Annotated in this window: 16 protein-coding genes; 3 read left to right on the top strand and 13 right to left on the bottom strand. The window is 74.5% G+C overall.

Annotation, left to right across the window (positions count from 1 at the left end; translation table 11 throughout):
• Nucleotides 1-9: 9 nt before the first annotated feature.
• From ACQP1N_RS08895 to ACQP1N_RS08870, 6 genes are all read right to left on the bottom strand, one after another.
• A complete protein-coding gene (locus ACQP1N_RS08895) occupies nt 10-1,230 on the bottom strand; it encodes an NAD(P)/FAD-dependent oxidoreductase (protein WP_433230340.1) in 1,221 nt (406 codons plus the stop codon).
• On the bottom strand, nt 1,227-1,559 hold the full coding sequence (locus ACQP1N_RS08890) for a Rieske (2Fe-2S) protein (RefSeq protein WP_433230337.1): 333 nt from the start codon (nt 1,557-1,559) through the stop codon (nt 1,227-1,229). The genes ACQP1N_RS08895 and ACQP1N_RS08890 overlap by 4 nt, the downstream gene beginning before the upstream one ends.
• Before the next feature lie 63 nt (nt 1,560-1,622).
• Complete coding sequence (locus ACQP1N_RS08885) at nt 1,623-2,336, bottom strand: TenA family transcriptional regulator (RefSeq protein WP_067804195.1); 714 nt, start codon at nt 2,334-2,336, stop codon at nt 1,623-1,625.
• 34 nt (nt 2,337-2,370) lie between these two features.
• Nucleotides 2,371-3,825 carry an aldehyde dehydrogenase family protein gene (locus tag ACQP1N_RS08880; RefSeq protein ID WP_067804197.1) on the bottom strand — a complete coding sequence of 485 codons (1,455 nt, stop codon included), beginning with the start codon at nt 3,823-3,825 and terminating at the stop codon, nt 2,371-2,373.
• The gene (locus ACQP1N_RS08875) at nt 3,822-4,349 is read right to left on the bottom strand and encodes a RidA family protein (RefSeq protein ID WP_207394077.1); all 528 of its coding nucleotides are present in this window, start codon (nt 4,347-4,349) and stop codon (nt 3,822-3,824) included. The genes ACQP1N_RS08880 and ACQP1N_RS08875 overlap by 4 nt, the downstream gene beginning before the upstream one ends.
• Nucleotides 4,342-5,970, bottom strand: a complete 1,629-nt coding sequence (locus tag ACQP1N_RS08870; RefSeq protein ID WP_433230332.1) for a gamma-glutamyltransferase — start codon at nt 5,968-5,970, stop codon at nt 4,342-4,344. Before ACQP1N_RS08870 ends, ACQP1N_RS08875 begins: the two co-directional genes overlap by 8 nt.
• A 310-nt stretch (nt 5,971-6,280) precedes the next feature.
• Between ACQP1N_RS08870 and ACQP1N_RS08865 the strand changes: the two genes are divergently transcribed.
• Both ACQP1N_RS08865 and ACQP1N_RS08860 read left to right on the top strand, forming a co-directional pair.
• On the top strand, nt 6,281-7,846 hold the full coding sequence (locus tag ACQP1N_RS08865) for a hypothetical protein (protein WP_433230330.1): 1,566 nt from the start codon (nt 6,281-6,283) through the stop codon (nt 7,844-7,846).
• A gap of 7 nt (nt 7,847-7,853) precedes the next feature.
• Complete coding sequence (locus ACQP1N_RS08860) at nt 7,854-8,594, top strand: DUF1275 family protein (protein ID WP_067804206.1); 741 nt, start codon at nt 7,854-7,856, stop codon at nt 8,592-8,594.
• Nucleotides 8,595-8,598: 4 nt separating this feature from the next.
• Here the strand turns inward: ACQP1N_RS08860 and ACQP1N_RS08855 are convergent, their stop codons facing one another.
• The 6 genes from ACQP1N_RS08855 to ACQP1N_RS08830 form a co-directional block, all read right to left on the bottom strand.
• Nucleotides 8,599-8,907: an MGMT family protein gene (locus ACQP1N_RS08855; protein WP_067804209.1), complete on the bottom strand. Its 309-nt coding sequence runs from the start codon at nt 8,905-8,907 to the stop codon at nt 8,599-8,601.
• The gene (locus ACQP1N_RS08850; RefSeq protein WP_433230326.1) at nt 8,891-10,135 is read right to left on the bottom strand and encodes a S8 family serine peptidase; all 1,245 of its coding nucleotides are present in this window, start codon (nt 10,133-10,135) and stop codon (nt 8,891-8,893) included. Before ACQP1N_RS08850 ends, ACQP1N_RS08855 begins: the two co-directional genes overlap by 17 nt.
• On the bottom strand, nt 10,129-10,896 hold the full coding sequence (locus ACQP1N_RS08845; protein WP_433230324.1) for a hypothetical protein: 768 nt from the start codon (nt 10,894-10,896) through the stop codon (nt 10,129-10,131). Before ACQP1N_RS08845 ends, ACQP1N_RS08850 begins: the two co-directional genes overlap by 7 nt.
• Before the next feature lie 25 nt (nt 10,897-10,921).
• Nucleotides 10,922-12,241, bottom strand: coding sequence for a S8 family peptidase (locus ACQP1N_RS08840; protein ID WP_433230321.1), 1,320 nt, complete (start codon nt 12,239-12,241; stop codon nt 10,922-10,924).
• Complete coding sequence (locus tag ACQP1N_RS08835; RefSeq protein ID WP_131732703.1) at nt 12,235-13,080, bottom strand: hypothetical protein; 846 nt, start codon at nt 13,078-13,080, stop codon at nt 12,235-12,237. Before ACQP1N_RS08835 ends, ACQP1N_RS08840 begins: the two co-directional genes overlap by 7 nt.
• A 163-nt stretch (nt 13,081-13,243) precedes the next feature.
• Entirely contained in the window at nt 13,244-13,435 is a 192-nt protein-coding gene (locus ACQP1N_RS08830) for a hypothetical protein (protein ID WP_067804222.1), read from the bottom strand.
• Between the two features lie 217 nt (nt 13,436-13,652).
• Here ACQP1N_RS08830 and moeZ point away from each other — a divergent pair, with 217 nt between their 5' ends.
• On the top strand, nt 13,653-14,834 hold the full coding sequence (gene moeZ, locus ACQP1N_RS08825; protein WP_067804224.1) for an adenylyltransferase/sulfurtransferase MoeZ: 1,182 nt from the start codon (nt 13,653-13,655) through the stop codon (nt 14,832-14,834).
• Between the two features lie 160 nt (nt 14,835-14,994).
• On the opposite strand, the gene ACQP1N_RS08820 is transcribed toward moeZ, so the two are convergent.
• Nucleotides 14,995-15,711, bottom strand: coding sequence for a TetR/AcrR family transcriptional regulator (locus ACQP1N_RS08820; protein WP_067804227.1), 717 nt, complete (start codon nt 15,709-15,711; stop codon nt 14,995-14,997).
• Between the last annotated feature and the right edge of the window lie 25 nt (nt 15,712-15,736).

The following is a 15,736-nucleotide window of genomic DNA, read 5'->3' as shown; positions in this document are numbered from 1 at the left end:
TCCTCGATCTCAGCTGAGTGCGTCGAACAGGTCGGTCAGGTCGGCGTCCTCGTCGCGCAGGACGTCGGAGTCCAGGGCGGCGTCGCAGGCGATGAGCTGCCGGGCGATCGCGAGGTCGCCGCCGCGGTCGATGGCGAACGCGGCGCGCAGCACATCGCCGGAGAGGTAGAAGGCGATGAAGTCGAAGTCCTCGACGCGGCCCCGGACGACGAGCCGGTCCGTGCCGTCGGCGTGGCCCGCGTGCTGGACGCCGTGCCCGAACTGGTCGGACCAGAACCACGGCGGCGCGGTGTGCGGGGTGTTCAGGCCGAGGATGTTCTTGGCCGCCGCCATCCCCTGCGCGTTGGCGTTGTCGAAGTGCTCGGCCCGCACGTGGCGCCCCAGCCGCGGCTGCCACTGGCGGGCCACGTCACCGGCCGCGTAGACGCCGTCGACGCCCGTGCGGCAGTACGCGTCGACGGGGATGCCGCCGGCGGTGTCGATTCCGGCCCCGGTGACGGGTTCGACGTTGGGCACCATGCCGGCGCCGACGACGACCACGTCCGCCTCCAGGGACGTTCCGCCGGCGGTGGTGAGGACGGCGCCGGACGCGGTCTCGGCGTAGCGCTCGACCTTCTCACCGGTGCGCAGGTCGACGCCGTTCGCGCGGAGCATCGCGGCCATCACGTCGCCCATCGGGTCGCCGAGGACGTGCCCGAGGGGACGCCCGGCCTGCTCGACGATCGTGACGTGCGCGCCGCGGTCGATCGCGGCGGAGGCGACCTCGCAGCCGATGAACCCCGCGCCGACCACCACGACCCGCGCGCCGGGCCGCAGTTCGGCGCGGAGCCGGTCGGCGTCGGCGATGGTCCGCAGGTAGCGGACGCGGTCGCCGTCCAGGCCGGGCGGCCTGCGGGGCCGCCCGCCGGTCGCGATGAGCACGGCGTCGCCCCGGACGGTGGTCCCGTCCGCCAGTTCCAGGGATCGCTCGGCGGGGCGGATCGCCGCCGCCGCGGCCCCGAGCCGCAGTTCCACGCCGTTGCACTCGCACCAGTCGGGGGTGAGCAGGCTCAGCTCGTCGCGGTCCTGCTCCCCCGCCAGGTACTCCTTCGACAGCGGCGGACGCTGGTAGGGGGCGTCGTGCTCGGCGCCGACCAGCGTGATCCGGCCGTCGAAGCCGCGGCGGCGCAGCGTGCGGGCGGCGACGGCGGCGGTCTGCCCCGCCCCGGCCACCACGACGGACTCGATCATTCGGGGTCCCTCCTTCGCGGGTCGACGTAGACGACACCGTCCTCGACGCGGACGGCGTGGCTCGGCTGGCACTCGTCCCGGCCCTCCGCCCGGCCGGTCGCCGGGTCGAACACCCACTGATGCCCGGGGCAGATCACCCGCCCGTTCAGGACGGCTCCCTTGGACAGCGACCGCTGCTTGTGGACGCACACGTCGTCCAGCGCGTAGACGTCGTTGCCGACGAGGAACAGCGCGATCCGCCGTCCCTCCACGGTCACCGCGAGGCGCTTGCGCCTGCGCACCTCCGCGAGCGGGGCCGCCTGCACCCACTCGCCCGTCTGCTGCTCCACGGTTACTCCTCGCGTGTGGGCCGGCGGCGGGACGGTCCCGTCCCGCCGCCGGGTCGAATCGGATCAGGCGCCGACCAGGTCGGCCTTCACGTAGGTGTCGTAGAGGCCCTGCGTGTAGGAGAACCGCATCTCCGCGCCCCACCGGCACATCTGCAGGCAGCGCTGCTGCAGTTCCGGCGTGTCGGCGTAGTCGAGGACGATCTGGTAGCCGCGCTCCCCGTGCACCACGTCCGAGGTGATGTGCAGGTCGAAGAACTCGATCTCGTCCTCACTGAACCCGTACACCTCGCGCAGCGGCACGATCTGCTTCTTGTAGATGCTCGGGACCTGCGACTCCAGGCCGACCACGAGGGCGGCGGTGGCCACCACGAAGTGCTCGCGCATCGCGACCGCGTAGCACCACGCCTGGAGGCCGCGGGTGATGGCGTTCATGTTGGACGGGTCCTCGACCCGCTCCCGGGTGGTGCCGCACGCCTCGGCGAACCGGATGAGCAGGTCGGTGTGCCGGATGTCGGCGAGTTCCTCCTCGTACATGTTCTGGAGCGTGAAGTCCTTGGCACCGGTGCACTCGTCGGGCGTGTTGGCGTAGACGTAGGCGAGGTAGTCGGCGAACGGCCCCACGTAGTGGTAGTGGTTCTCCGCCCAGCGGGCGAAGTGCTCCCGCTTGAGCAGGCCGTCCGCCCACGCCTGGCTGAACGAGGCGTCCTTCGCCTCGCGTCCCTTGATGGCGTTCTGCAACTCGGCCCGGAACGCGTCCTTGGACAGCAGCTCTGCCATTTCCTTGCTCCCTTCCAGCCCTTCCCAGGACCAATTACCGCGGTGATATGTAGACGCTTTTCTCTTGCGTGTAGAAGAGCATCATCGAAGGACCCGCCTGCTCTTTGAACGTCTGTGTGCTCGATTCCTTGAGCCCGCCGAACGGCACGGTCATCGCCATTCCGGACGTCGGCTGGTTGACCTTGACGAGCCCGCTTTCGCAGCGCCGCGCGAACTCCAGCGCCCGGTCGAGGTCCCGGGTGACGATCCCGGCGGAGAGCCCGTAGGGGGTGCCGTTCGCCAGCTCGATCGCCTCGTCGAACCCGGACGCGCGCTGGAACGCCAGCACCGGCCCGAAGATCTCTTCCCGCGCGATCCGCATCCGCGGCGTCACACCGTCGAAGACCGCCGGCCGCACGAAGTACCCGCCGCCGTACCCCGCGCCGCTCAGGCGCCGCCCGCCGGTGACGAGCCTGGCGCCCTCCTCCTCGCCGATCCGCACGTAGCCGAGGAACTTCTCCAGCTGGAAGTCGGCGGCGAGCGGCCCCATGTCGACGCCGTCGCGCCGTCCGTCCCCGACCACCAGGGCCTCGGCGGCGCGGGCCACCCGGCCGAGCAGTTCGTCGTGGACGGCCTCGTGCGCGATGACGCGGCTCGTCCCCGTGCACGCCTGCCCGGACAGCCCGAACGCGCCCTTGACGATGAGCTGCGCGGCGCGTTCCAGGTCGGCGTCGTCCAGCACCACGACCGGGTTCTTGCCGCCCATCTCCAGCTGCGCCCGCCGCGTCGGCCCGACCGCCGCGTGGACGGCGCGTCCGGCCCGGGTGGACCCGGTGAACGTCACGGCCCCGACCCGCTCGTCCGCGGCGACCGCCGCGCCGGCGTCGGCGCCGCCGTGCACCAGTGCGATGGCCAGCGGCGGCAGCCCGCCCGCCAGCAGCGCCTCCACGAGCCGCTGCGCCAGCAGCGGCGTCACCGGGCTCGGCTTGAACACCACCGCGTTGCCCGCGGCCAGCGCCGGCCCGATCTTGCGGGACGGGATGTTCAGCGGGAAGTTCCACGGCGTGATGGCCCCGACGACCCCGACGGGCTCCCGCCGCGTGTAGACGATCCCGCCATCGGCCGCCGGGTGGCTCTGCCCGGTGATCCGGTGCGCCTCGGCCGCGTAGAACCGCAGGTTCCGGGGCGTCCGCGAGATCTCCATGGCGGCCTCGGCCCGCGTCTTGCCCTCCTCGCGGACCAGTTCGGCGACGAGCCGGTCCGCCCGCTCCTCCAGCCACCGCGCCGCCGCCTCCAGCACGTCGGCCCGTTTCTCCGCGGGCGCGGCGCCCCACAGGGCGGCCCCCTCGACGGCACCGGCGACCGCCGCGCCGGCATCGGCGCCCGACGACTCGGGGAACTCGCCGACGACGTCGCCCGGATCGGCCGGGTTGCGCCGCCGGAACGTCGCGCCCGACGACGCGGGGACCCACGCCCCGCCGACGAAGTTCAGGCCCTGGTGCACGGTCACTCGTCCTCCACTTCCGGATCGGCCGGCCGGGATCTGCGCGCGGGCGGGTCCGCCGCGCCCGCGGCCGGGGGCGCGGGGCCGGCGATGGCGGTCAGTTCGACTTCGACGGGGGCGCCGCCCGGCAGGGCGCGGACACCTATCGCGCTGCGGGCCGGGCGGCCGAGCGCCGGCGTCAGTTCCGCCAGGGCGGCGGAGGCGCCGTCCGCGACCGCGGACAACTCGGTGAACCCGTCAGCGCAGGCCACGTACACGGTCATCCGCACCCACCGGCGGATGCCGCCCGGCTCCCCGCGGCAGGCGGCCACGGCGTTGCGGGCGGCCAAGGCGGCGGCCCGGCGGGCCTCGGCCACGTCCACGTCGCGGCCCACGAGACCCGTCACCGTCAGGCGGCCGTCCACGCGGGGGGTCATGCCGGCGGTGGCCAGCAGGACGTCGCCGGGACGGAGCGGCTCGGCCACCGCGGGAACGTAGGCGCCCTGGGGACGGGGCATGGCGGGCAGCTCGGACACGGGAGGCTCAGACACCGAGGGCCACCCCGTCCTGGCGGGGGTCGGACGCGCCGAGGAGAGCGTCGTCCGCGACGGAGATGACCTGGGCGCTGCCGCCCGCGTCCCAGGGGCCCTGGACGGTGACGTCGTGGCCGGACGAACGGAGGGCGTCGATCCGCGCGGGCCCGAGGCGGGACTCGACACGGAGCTCGGGCGGGTGGCCGAGGACGTCGGCGTCACTGCCCGGGTGGACGGTGAAGCGGGGCGCGGCGACGGCGGTCGCCGGGTCGTGGCCGTGGTCGAGCAGGTGCGAGAGCAGCTGGGTGTTCCACTGGACCTGGCCGTCCCCGCCGGGGGTGTTGCCGGCGTGCAGGAGGCGGCCGGCGGCGTCGGTGACCAGCCAGGCGTTCAGGGTGTGCAGGGGGCGGCGGCGCGGGCGGACCTCGTTGGGGTGCCCGTCGATCAGGTAGGCGCCGCGGCCGAGCCGGTTGTTGAGGACGATGCCCGTCCCCGGGACGGTGACCCGGGCACCGAAGGTGAAGGCGAGCGAGTGGATGAGGCTGACCGCGCGGCCGTCGGCGTCCACCGCGACCATGGAGGTGGTGTCACCGCCGGCCGGGACGGGCGGGGCCGCGGTCACCGGGAGTTCCCCGGCGTCGAGGCGGGCCCGGGCCGCGGCCAGCGCGGACGGGGTGAGCAGGCCGCGCCAGTGGTCGTCGCCGGCGCCGCAGCCCGCGAAGCGGTCGGCGAAGGCCAGGCGGGCGGCCGCCGCCATCCGGTGCACGGCCTCCGCCGACAGCCAGGGCAGGCCGGGCAGGACCCCGTCGCAGAGGCCGGCCTGCTGCGCGACCATCCAGCCGGGTGTCGGCGGCGGGGTCAGATGGACGGTCACCCCCCGGTACGTGCGGGTCAGCGCCGGTTCGGGGGCCGAGCGTCCGCTCGCCGTCCACTCGTTGCCGGAGAACGGCGCCCCGGCCTCGGCCAGCGCGGCCACGGACCGTTCGGCGAGGCCGCCGGAGTACAGGTCCCCCGGGTCGCCGGCCAGGCGGCGCAGGGACGCGCCCAGCGCGCGCTGGTAGATGCGTTCGCCGACACGGGGGACGCGGCCACCGGGCAGGAAGACCTCGGCCGTCCCCGGGTCGCGGGAGAGCGCGTCGCGGCGTTCGACGATGTCGGCGCGTGTCTTGACGGTGCAGGGCAGCCCGTCCTCGGCGGCGGCGATCGCGGGCGCCCACAGCTCGGGCAGCCCCCGGGACGCGGAGTCGGCGTGCAGCGCGGCCAGCGCGGCGACCGCGCCGGGGGCGGCGACGGCGAGCGCGCCCTCCAGCGGGACGGCGGACAGGCCCCGGTCGCGGTAGAAGGCCGGCTCGCCGCCGTCCGGGCCGAAGCCGCTGCCGCCGAACGCGGCGACGGTGCCGTCCGGGCGGCGCAGCAGCACGAACGCGTCGCCGCCGGCCCCGCACTGGCCGGGCAGCGCGAGCCACGACAGCGCGGCCATGGCGAGGGCGGCGTCCACGGCGTTCCCGCCGCCCGCAAGGACGCGGGCGCCGGCCAGGCTGACCGCCGGGTGGCTGGAGGCGACCATGCCGCCGGACGCGACGGCGGGACCGCGCCCGGGAAGGCCGAAACCGGCCGCCGAGGTGCTCTGTGCTGACATGCCGCCCAGTCTCGGCGGCGCTGATCAGCACCGATACGGACCGAGTGCCGAGAATTCCGCACCTTCCTTGGGCACCGTGCACACGGCCCCGGCGCGGTGCGCGTTCATCGGTGGGAAGCCAGGCATGGTGCACAAAATGACTACCCGCGTAGTGTGCAGGTTCCTCATTGTTCACCTAGGACCGATCGAGCACATTCTCTGCAACCGTTGCGTCCATCGGCCTCGAAAGGGCGCGCGTACAGGGAGGGGGCGCGCTTTGGGAGCCGCTCACTGGTTTTATCTGTCGGGAATCGTCCTCATCGTCGCCGTCATGATCGCCCGTAAGAACGTCGTCATCCCCGCACTCGCGGCGACGTTCCTGACCGCGTGGGTGTTCACCGGCGACTTCGTCACGGGCCTGGAGTCGATCTTCAACGCCAGCCTCACCGCGGCGACCGAGCTGTTCAGCATCTTCCTGATCATCGCGCTGGTGACCGCGCTGCTCGGGTCGTTGCGCGCGCTCGGCGCCGACCGCCGCATGGTGGAGCCGTTCCGCGTCGTCATGCGGTCCGGCCATTCCGCCTTCTGGGTCCTCGCGCTGGTCACCTACGTGATCAGCCTGTTCTTCTGGCCGACGCCGGCGGTGCCGCTGATGGGCGCCATCCTGCTGCCGGCCGCGATCGCCGCGGGGCTGCCGCCGATCAGCGCGGGGGTCGCGATCGCCATCGCCGGGCAGGGCATGGCGCTGTCCAGCGACTATGTCATCCAGGTGGCGCCCGGCCTGTCCGCCAAGGCGGCGGGGGTGGACACCGGCGCGGTCGCCGACCGGTCCATGGTGCTGTCCCTCATCACCGGCGGGGTCGCGCTCGTCCTCGGCTACCTGATGACCCGCTCGGAATTCCAGAAGCCGGACGCCCTGCTGCTGGAGCGCTGGGAGGCCGGTGAGTCGGAGGTCGCGGTCCCGGCGCCGCGCCGGTCGTTCATCCGCGTGCTGCCGCGGCGGCGCGTGCTCCAGACGGCGGGCGGCGGAGAGGAGCCGGTGGCCGTCCTCGACCCCGGCCCCGGATCGGGCGGGTCCCGCACGGGCGGCGGGGCGGGCGGCACGGGCGGTGGGGCGGACGAGCCGAGGGACGCGATGGCCCGCGCGGCACTGGCGGCATCGGACGGCGACCTGCCCGGCGCCGACTGCCCGCGGCGGTCCAAGGCGTTCGCCGCCATCGTCCCGCTGGCCCTCATCGGGCTGGTCGGCTACCTGATGCTGGGCAAGTTCACCGACCTGGTCCCCGAGGTCGTGGGCGGGGACGCGGCGGCGCTCGTCGGCGGGATCGCCACCGCGCTGCTGCTGTCCGCAACGATCGCGAAGGACGGCCGGAACAGCCTGGAGCGGTGCGCCGACCACATCGTGGACGGCCTGGTGTTCTCGATGAAGGCGATGGGCGTGGTGATTCCCATCGCCGGGTTCTTCTTCATCGGCAACGCCGACTTCGCCGGGAAGATCATGGGCATGGAGGAGGGGAAGGCGGCGCCGGGCTTCCTGTTCGACATCGTCGTCCGGATGCAGGACGCCATCCCCGACAGCCAGTACGTCGTCGGCTTCGGCGTGCTGATCATCGGCATGATCACCGGGCTGGACGGCTCCGGGTTCTCCGGGCTGCCGCTCACCGGCTCGCTGGCCGGCTCGCTCGGCCCGGCGTCCGGTGTGGATCCGGCGCTGCTCGCCGCGATCGGGCAGATGGGCTGCATCTGGGCCGGCGGCGGCGTGCTGGTCGCCTGGTCGTCGCTGATCGCCGTGGCGGGGTTCGCCCGCGTCCCGGTGCTGGAACTGGTCCGCCGCTCGTTCCTGCCCGTCATCGCCGGCCTGGTCGTCGCCACGGTCGCCGGGCTGATCATCTACTAGGAGCACGGTGACCGCCTCGTCCGATCTCACCCCCGCCGCCGCGCCCGCCGCGGCGGCGGGGGCACGTCCCCGCACCCCGTCCCCCGCCGCCCCGCTCCGGCTGCGCGCCGCGCTGCTGATGCTGCTGACGTTCGGTGCCGGGACGACCGACATCGTCGGCTTCCTCGGCATGGAGAAGGTCTTCACCGCCAACATGACCGGCAACATCGTCCTGTTCGGGCTCGCCGCCGGCGAGGGGAACGGCGCCGACCTGGCACGCTGCGGCGCGGCGACGCTCGCGTTCGCGCTCGGCCTGCTCGCCGGGTTCCTCGTCGCGGGCCGTCCCCGCCCCGGGCGGATCTGGCCGCCCCGCGTCACCGCCGTCCTCGGGTTCGTGCTGGCCCTGCAGACCGTGTTCCTCGCGGGCTGGGCCCTGGCGGACGCCGAACCGCGCGGCGGCGCGCTGCTCGCCCTCATCGCCGTGTCGTCCACCGCGATGGGCGCGCAGACGGCGGCGGCCCGCAGCTTGTCGGCCGACGGCATCACCACCACGTTCGTCACCGGGACGCTGACGTCGATGATGGGGGCCCTCGCGGTCGGTCAGGGCGCGGCGTCCGGGCTCCGCACGGGCGTGATCCTCAGCCTCGCCGCGGGCGCCGCGGTGGCCGGCGCGCTGATGACCGGCTCCCCCGTCCTGGCCGCCGCGCTCAGCCCCCTCGTGCTGGCGGCCGTCATCCTCGGCGCCTTCCGGCTCCACCGGGCCGGGTGAGGCGTCAGGACGGGCCGGACCAGCGGGCCCTGCCCATGTCGACGCGGCGGCCGTCCGGGCGCAGCGGGGTGCCCTCGGCGCGGTAGTGCTCGTGCGCCTGTCCCTCATGGCACCGCGGCGGGCTCCCGTCCGCGCGGATCACCCGCCACCACGGGACGGCGCCCCCGTACAGCGACATCACCCGCCCGACCTGACGCGGGCCGCCCCGGCCGACCAGTTCGGCCACGTCGCCGTAGGACAGGACACGGCCCGGCGGGATGCGCTCCACCGCGTCCAGCACCGCCTCGGCGTACTCGTCAGGTTCGGACCACATCCGCCGATTCTCCCGGATCGCGCGGGGCGCCGCGCAGGAACACGGCCGCGCCCGCCAGGCCGACCAGGGCCAGGGCGCAGGCCAGCGCGTAGGTGAAGACCCGCCTGCCCGAACGATGCACCACCTGGACCGGGCGGACGGGCCCGGCGGCGAACCGGCGATCGCCCGGCAGGCCCGCGCCGCCCATCCGGGCCCCCGCGAGGGCGTCGGACGCGGCGAGCGCGGCGGCGGCGTCGACCCGCCCGAACCCGACACCGCGGTCATAGCCGCGCGCCGGGCGGTCCCGGGTGCCCGTCACGATCGCCTGCGCGACCAGCGCCGGCGCGAGCCCCGGATGACGTGACCTGATGAGCGCGGCGACGCCGGACACGAACGCGGTCGCGGGGCTCGTGCCGTCCCCGATCCAGTACCGGCCGTCCGGCCCGGCGCCGATGATCTGCACGCCGGGCGCGGACACCACGACACCCGAGTTGCGGTTGGAGAACGCGACGTGGCGCCCCTCCGCGTCCACGGCGGCGACGGAGATGACACCGGGGAACGACGCGGGATACGAGTACCTGGGGTGCCCGCCCCGCCCGGCCCCCCGCTCCACCGCTTCGCTACCCGCCGCGTTACCGGCCGCCGCCACCACGACCACATTGCGGCGGATGGCGTAGGCGACGGCTTCCCGTTCGCGCGGCGTCGGGTAGGAGCGGCCCAGCGACAGGTTGACCACGTCGGCACCGTGGTCGGCCGCGTAGCGGATGCCCTGCGCGATCGTCCCCGCGAAGCGCGCGCCGCCGGTGAACTCGGCGAAGCCCGGCTCGTCGCGTTCCAGGATCACCCGCACCGACAGCAGCCGCGCCGCGGGCGCGACGCCGATCATCCCCAGCGCGCCGCCGGGACCGTGCCCGTGCCCGGCGATGATGGACGCCATGTTGGTGCCGTGCAGCCGTTTCGGCGCGACGCCCGGCGGCCCGGCACCGCGCGTGTAGTCGGGCCCGGACGTGACGGACCCGGCGAGGTCGGGCTGCTCCGCGTCCACCCCCGTGTCGAGGACGGCGACGGTCACGCCGCCGCCCTGCGTCATCTCCCACGCACGCGGCACGTTCAGCGACTCAAGGACGGGCATCACCGCGTCCCGGACCTGATCCGCGCGGGCGGCCGGCGCGGGCCCCGCCACGGGCGCCCCGACCAGCGCCCCGACCAGCGCCACGGCGGCCGGCGCGGCGGCGAGGCGCCTCAGCACCGCCACTCCCGGTCGCCGCACCGGACCTTCGCGGGCGTCGTCAGCGGACGCAGCACCCCCCGCACCAGTTGCGGCGCGAGCTCGGACAGGTCGGCCTGCGGGCCGCGCAGCGTGGGACGCCCGTCGGCGTACCCGACGGTCGCCGCGACCACGTACGGGCCGCGCTGCGCGGCGGCGGAGGTCTGCCGGGCCGCGTCGCCGAACCGGGCGGCCGCCGAGCCCGCGAACGGCAGCGCCCGCAGGCCGGGACGTGGCGTGCCGCCGGGGAACCAGTCGACCGCCTCGCGCGCCCGCCGCTCGTCCGGGAACACCGCCACCCCGACCGTCACCGCGAGCCCCTGGGCCTGGTCGAGATAGGTGGCGCGGAGCACGGCCCGGCAGCCGCGGGCGGCCAGCGAGCGGACGAGCGTGTCGTCGGCGGCCGTCTCACAGCGGGTGTCGGTGCCGATCCCGACCCGGCGGGCCGTCTCCGGGGACGACTGGCCGAGCGTGTACGGGAGTTCGGCGGGGAAGATCCGCCCGGCGGGCCAGGTGCGGTAGCGGCCCGACACCTCCGCCGCCATCGCCGCGACGCGCTCGGCGGCCGTCGGCCCGCGGCCCAGTTCCGCCGACAGCCGCACCCCGGCGACGACGAGCACCGTCGCGCACGCGGACGCCGCCACCAGCGCCGCCGTCCGGCGCGACGTCCACCGGCCGCCGGACGGCTCGCGAGATCCCGGTTCCGGCCCGGTGTCCGGGCCCTGGATCTCGGCGCTCGACACGCTCCGGAGGCTAGCCGAAGCCGGCTCAGAACGGGGGCGTCCGCGGGGCGTACGGCGCGGCGCCCTGCGGGCTCCGGGGAGGCGGGCCGAGGGACGGGCCGAGGGGCGGGCCGGGCGGCGGGCCAGGGGACGGGCCGTCCGCGGGCTTCGGGTGGCGGCGCCGGAAGGTGAGGGCGAGGGCGCCGGCCCCGGCCGTCCCGCCGACCCCGAGCACCAGGATCGCGGCGATCACCCAGCTCACCCAGGCCGGACGCTCGATGACCCGCACCGGCCCCGGATCCTGCGCGCCGAACCGCTGCCCGGCGGCCTTCCCCCGCGCCGGGCCCGGACGCGCCGACGCGATCGAGTCCGCCGCCGCCAGCGCGCGGGCCGCGTGCACCTCACCGAACCCGACCTCGGGGTCGTAGCCGCCGCGCGGCCCGTGCCGCGTGCTCTGGACGAGCGCCTGCGACACCAGCGCCGGGGACATCTTCGGATGCTTCGCGCGGATCAGCGCGGCGATCCCGGAGACGACCGCGCTGGCGTCGCTGGTGCCGGCGCTGATGAAGTACCGGCCGCCGGGACCCGCGACGGGTATGTCGGCGCCCGGCGCGGACACCAGCACCGAGTAGTTGCGGTTGGAGAACGGCGCTCGGGCGTGACCGGGCATGGTCGCCGCGACCGCGATGACGCCGGGATAGGACGCCGGGTAGGAGTACGGCGCGAACCCGTCGCCGTCCAGGAGGCGCTGCTTGTCGCCGTCGTTGCCGACCGCCGAGACCACCACGGCGCCCTTGCCGATGGCGTACCCGACGGCCTCACGGTCGTCGGGCACCTCGTCGGTGCGGCCGAGCGAGAGGTTGATGACGTCGGCGCCGTGGTCGGCGGCGTAGCGGATGCCGCGCGCCACCGGGCTCTCCGCCTTCTGCGAGGTCCGGTAGCGGACGTAGCCGGCGTCCTCCGGCTCGGCGATCGCCCGGATGGCGAGGATGCGCGCCTGCGGGGCCAGCCCGATGATCCCGGAGCGGCCTCCCGCGCCGTGGCCGTGCCCGGCGATGATGGACGCCATCCCGGTGCCGTGCAGCCGGGCGGGCCTCGCCCCGCGGTCGATGTCGGCGAGCATGTTGGGGCCGGTGGTGACCTTGCCGCGCAGGTCCGCGTGGTTCGGGTCGACGCCGGAGTCGACGACCGCGACGGTCACCCCCGCGCCCTTGGTGGTCTTCCAGGCGGCGTCCATGCCGAGGATGCCGAGGATGGGACGCTGCCGGTCGCGGACCGCGTCCGCGTGCGCCTCGACGGGCACCAGCCAGCCCCCGGCCAGCGCCCCCGCCAGCAGGACGGCGGCCGTCCGCGCCGGCATCAGCATTCCCACTCCGGGTCGTCGCAGTCGGGCAGCGCCTTGGCCGACAGCGACCGCGCGATCGCGTGGGCGAGCTGCGGGGCCGGCGCGAACGGCTCGCCCGGCCGCTCCCTCTTGATCACCGACGCGGGGCGCCCGTCGGCCTGCCCCGAGGTCGTCAGCACGACGTACGGGCCGCCGCGGTCGATGGTCCGGTCCTGCCGGGCCTCGTCGGTGAACCTCGCGGACGCCGTCCCGGGGAACCCGGCGGCGTGCAGCGCGGGCCGCACCGTGCGGGCTTCGCCCGGCCCCTGCGAGCCGGGCAGCTCCTTGTAGGCGCGGTCGGCCTTCCACGGGTCGGGGAAGGCGACCACGCCGACGGTGATGACGACGCCCTGCAACTGGTCGACGTAGGTGGCGCGCAGGACGGCCCGGCAGCCGTGCCTGGTGATCGTCACCGCGATCTCCTCGTCCACGGCCTGGGCGCAGCCGGTGTCGGGCACGATGCCCGTCCGCGAGGCGTACTCGCTGTGGTCGCCGGCGGGACTGTACGGAATCCGGCCGGGAAAGATGCGGTCCGCGGGCCACGCCTGCCAGCGCCGCGCGACCTCCTTGTTCGCGGCGACCTGGAGCTCGGCGTTCGTCGGCTCGCGGTTGAGGGTCGTCCAGGCGCCGGTCATGGCGATCCCGGTGGTGAGGAGATAGCAGCAGCCGACGGCGAGCGCCGCGACCATCCACTGACGCCCGGTCAGCCCCAGCACCGTCGGGCGGCCGGCGCGAACGGCCGGCGGGGGCGCCCCCATCGGCCCCCGCGGCCCCGCGTACGGACCGCCGGGACCGGGCGGCCCCCCGGGGACTCCGGGCATGCCGGGCCGGTACGGGGGCCGCGGCGGAGGCGGCTGCTGGGAGGGAGGCGGGAATGCCACAACAGCCAAGATTAACTGTGCTTTACGACATTCCGTCCTGACATTCCGGTGAGGGGACCTCACATTCCGGTGCGCAGACCTCGTCCGGCCCGGCGAGCCGCCCCTACGAGGAGGTCTGGATGTCGCGGCGGATGCGGTCCGCCTCCCGGTGGATCAGAGTCTCGGTCTCCAGGAGCCTGGCCTCCGCCTCCCGGGTGCGCTGCCGGGCCCTGCGCTCCCGCAGGCCCGGCCGGCGGTGCGTCCCCGCCGCCGCCCGGCCGTCCCGGCCCCGCGTGAGCCGCTTGAAGAACCCCATGGCCCGTCACCTCCATCACAACGGGCCGGTCCTCCGCCGGCCCCGCACCGTTCGCTTCTGCCCCTTTGGTAAAGATTCATTCCGGCGGGCCCGATGACGTGGGCGTCACCACAGGGCGGCCGCCGGGGAATTCCGCAGGACATGGGAAGGTTGTGCGGAGAGGACGATGGCGTCCCGCCCTCCCTAGCAGCCGAGCGTCAGCACAGGAGCACCCACCGTGTCGTTGCCACCTCTGGTCGAGCCCGCCCCGGAGCTCACCCGCGACGAGGTCAACCGCTACTCGCGGCACCTGATCATCCCCGACGTGGGCATGTCCGGTCAGAAGCGCCTCAAGAACTCCAAGGTCCTGGTCGTGGGCGCGGGCGGTCTCGGCTCCCCCGCCCTGCTCTACCTGGCCGCCGCCGGCGTCGGCACCCTCGGCGTCATCGACTTCGACGTCGTGGACGAGTCCAACCTGCAGCGGCAGATCATCCACCGGCAGTCGTCCCTCGGCAGGCCGAAGGTGGAGTCGGCGGCCGAGACGGTCCGCGAGATCAACCCGCTGATCGACGTGGTCGTGCACAACACCGCGCTGGACCGCGACAACATCATGGAGATCTTCTCCCAGTACGACCTGATCCTGGACGGCACCGACAACTTCGCGACCCGCTACATGGTGAACGACGCGGCCGTCCTGCTGGGCAAGCCGTACGTGTGGGGGTCGATCTACCGGTTCGACGGCCAGGCGTCGGTCTTCTGGGCCGAGCACGGCCCCTGCTACCGCTGCCTCTACCCCGAGCCGCCGCCGCCCGGCATGGTCCCGTCCTGCGCCGAGGGCGGGGTCCTCGGCGTGCTGTGCTCGTCGATCGGCTCGATCCAGGTGAACGAGGCCATCAAGCTGCTGACCGGCATCGGCGAGCCGCTCGTCGGCCGGCTGATGATCTACGACGCCCTCGAAATGAACTACCGCTCGGTCAAGGTCCGCAGGGACCCCGAGTGCCCGCTCTGCGGCAAGAACCCGACGCAGACCGAGCTGCTGGAGGACTACGAGGCGTTCTGCGGCGCGGTGTCCGACGAGGCCGCCGAGGCCGCGAAGGACTCCACGATCACCGTCCACGACCTCAAGGCCATGCAGGACAACGGCGACGACATCTTCCTCGTCGACGTCCGCGAGCCGAACGAGTACGAGATCGTCTCGATCCCGGGCGCGACGCTGATCCCGAAGGGCGAGTTCCTGAACGGCTCCGCCCTGGAGCGCCTCCCGCAGGACAAGAAGATCGTCCTGCACTGCAAGTCGGGTGTCCGCTCCGCCGAGGCCCTCGCCGTGGTGAAGAACGCCGGCTTCGCCGACGCCGTCCACGTCGGCGGTGGCGTGCTGGCCTGGGTCAACCAGATCGACCCCAGCCAGCCGTCCTACTGACCGTGCCGCCGAAGGCCCCCGGACCCGCCGGTCCGGGGGCCTTCGCATGAGCGGGGCCGGACAGCGGCGGACATCGCGGGGCGGCCCTGTCCCGTTCGCGCCGTCCCGTTCGCGCCGTCCCGTTCGCGCCGCCGGCGGCCCTCCTCGCCCGTCCCGCCGGTCAGGCGGAGGGCGGGGCGTAGGTGAGGCCGAGGTCGTCGGCGATCTCGGTCAGCATCAGCTCGAACATCGGGGCGGCGTTGTCCAGGGCGAACTCCAGGTGCCCGAAGACCTCCAGGCTGACGCTGCCCTGGAGGCGGATCCAGCACTTGAGGAACTGCTGGATCACGCCCAGGGGCAGGTCCACGCCCAGGGCGGTGTCCCGGTACCGGCGGAGCTGCGGGAGCAGGACGGGGTCCATGTCCTCGTCGGCCGGGATCGGGAACGGTTTCTTGCTCCACAGCTCCAGGAACAGCTCCATGAACGTCCAGCCGAACCGGCGGGCGCACCCCTCGGCGAAGTCGATCTCCTCCTGGTGCCTGACACCGCGGACCGGCGCGCCGAAGAGCAGCGCGTACTCGCGCGGATGTGCCAGGGCCCAGAGCCGGAACCGGCGGGCCACCGCCATGAACTTGCCGCTCAGGTCGCCGGCCGGCACATTGGCCATGGCCTCGTGCAGCTCGCCGGTCAGCTCGGTGAACAGGTCGCCGACCAGGTGCCGCAGCAGCTCGCCGTGGCTGCCGAAGTAACGGTAGAGCGCCGGGGCGGTCATGCCCATCTCGCGGGCGATGGCCCGCAGCGTCACCGCCTCGGGCCCCTCCTCGACGAGGATCCGCCGGGCGGTCTCGGAGATCTCCTTGACCGTCGCCGCGCGCAGCCGATCACGCCGTGTTTCCACTACGCCGCCTCTTCTCCCGCTCTGC

Origin of the sequence: Actinomadura formosensis, assembly GCF_050948385.1 — a bacterium.
Taxonomy (GTDB): domain Bacteria; phylum Actinomycetota; class Actinomycetes; order Streptosporangiales; family Streptosporangiaceae; genus Spirillospora; species Spirillospora formosensis.
The sequence above is the reverse complement of the archived record's forward strand: the minus strand, read 5'-3'. Positions and strand labels throughout refer to the sequence as shown.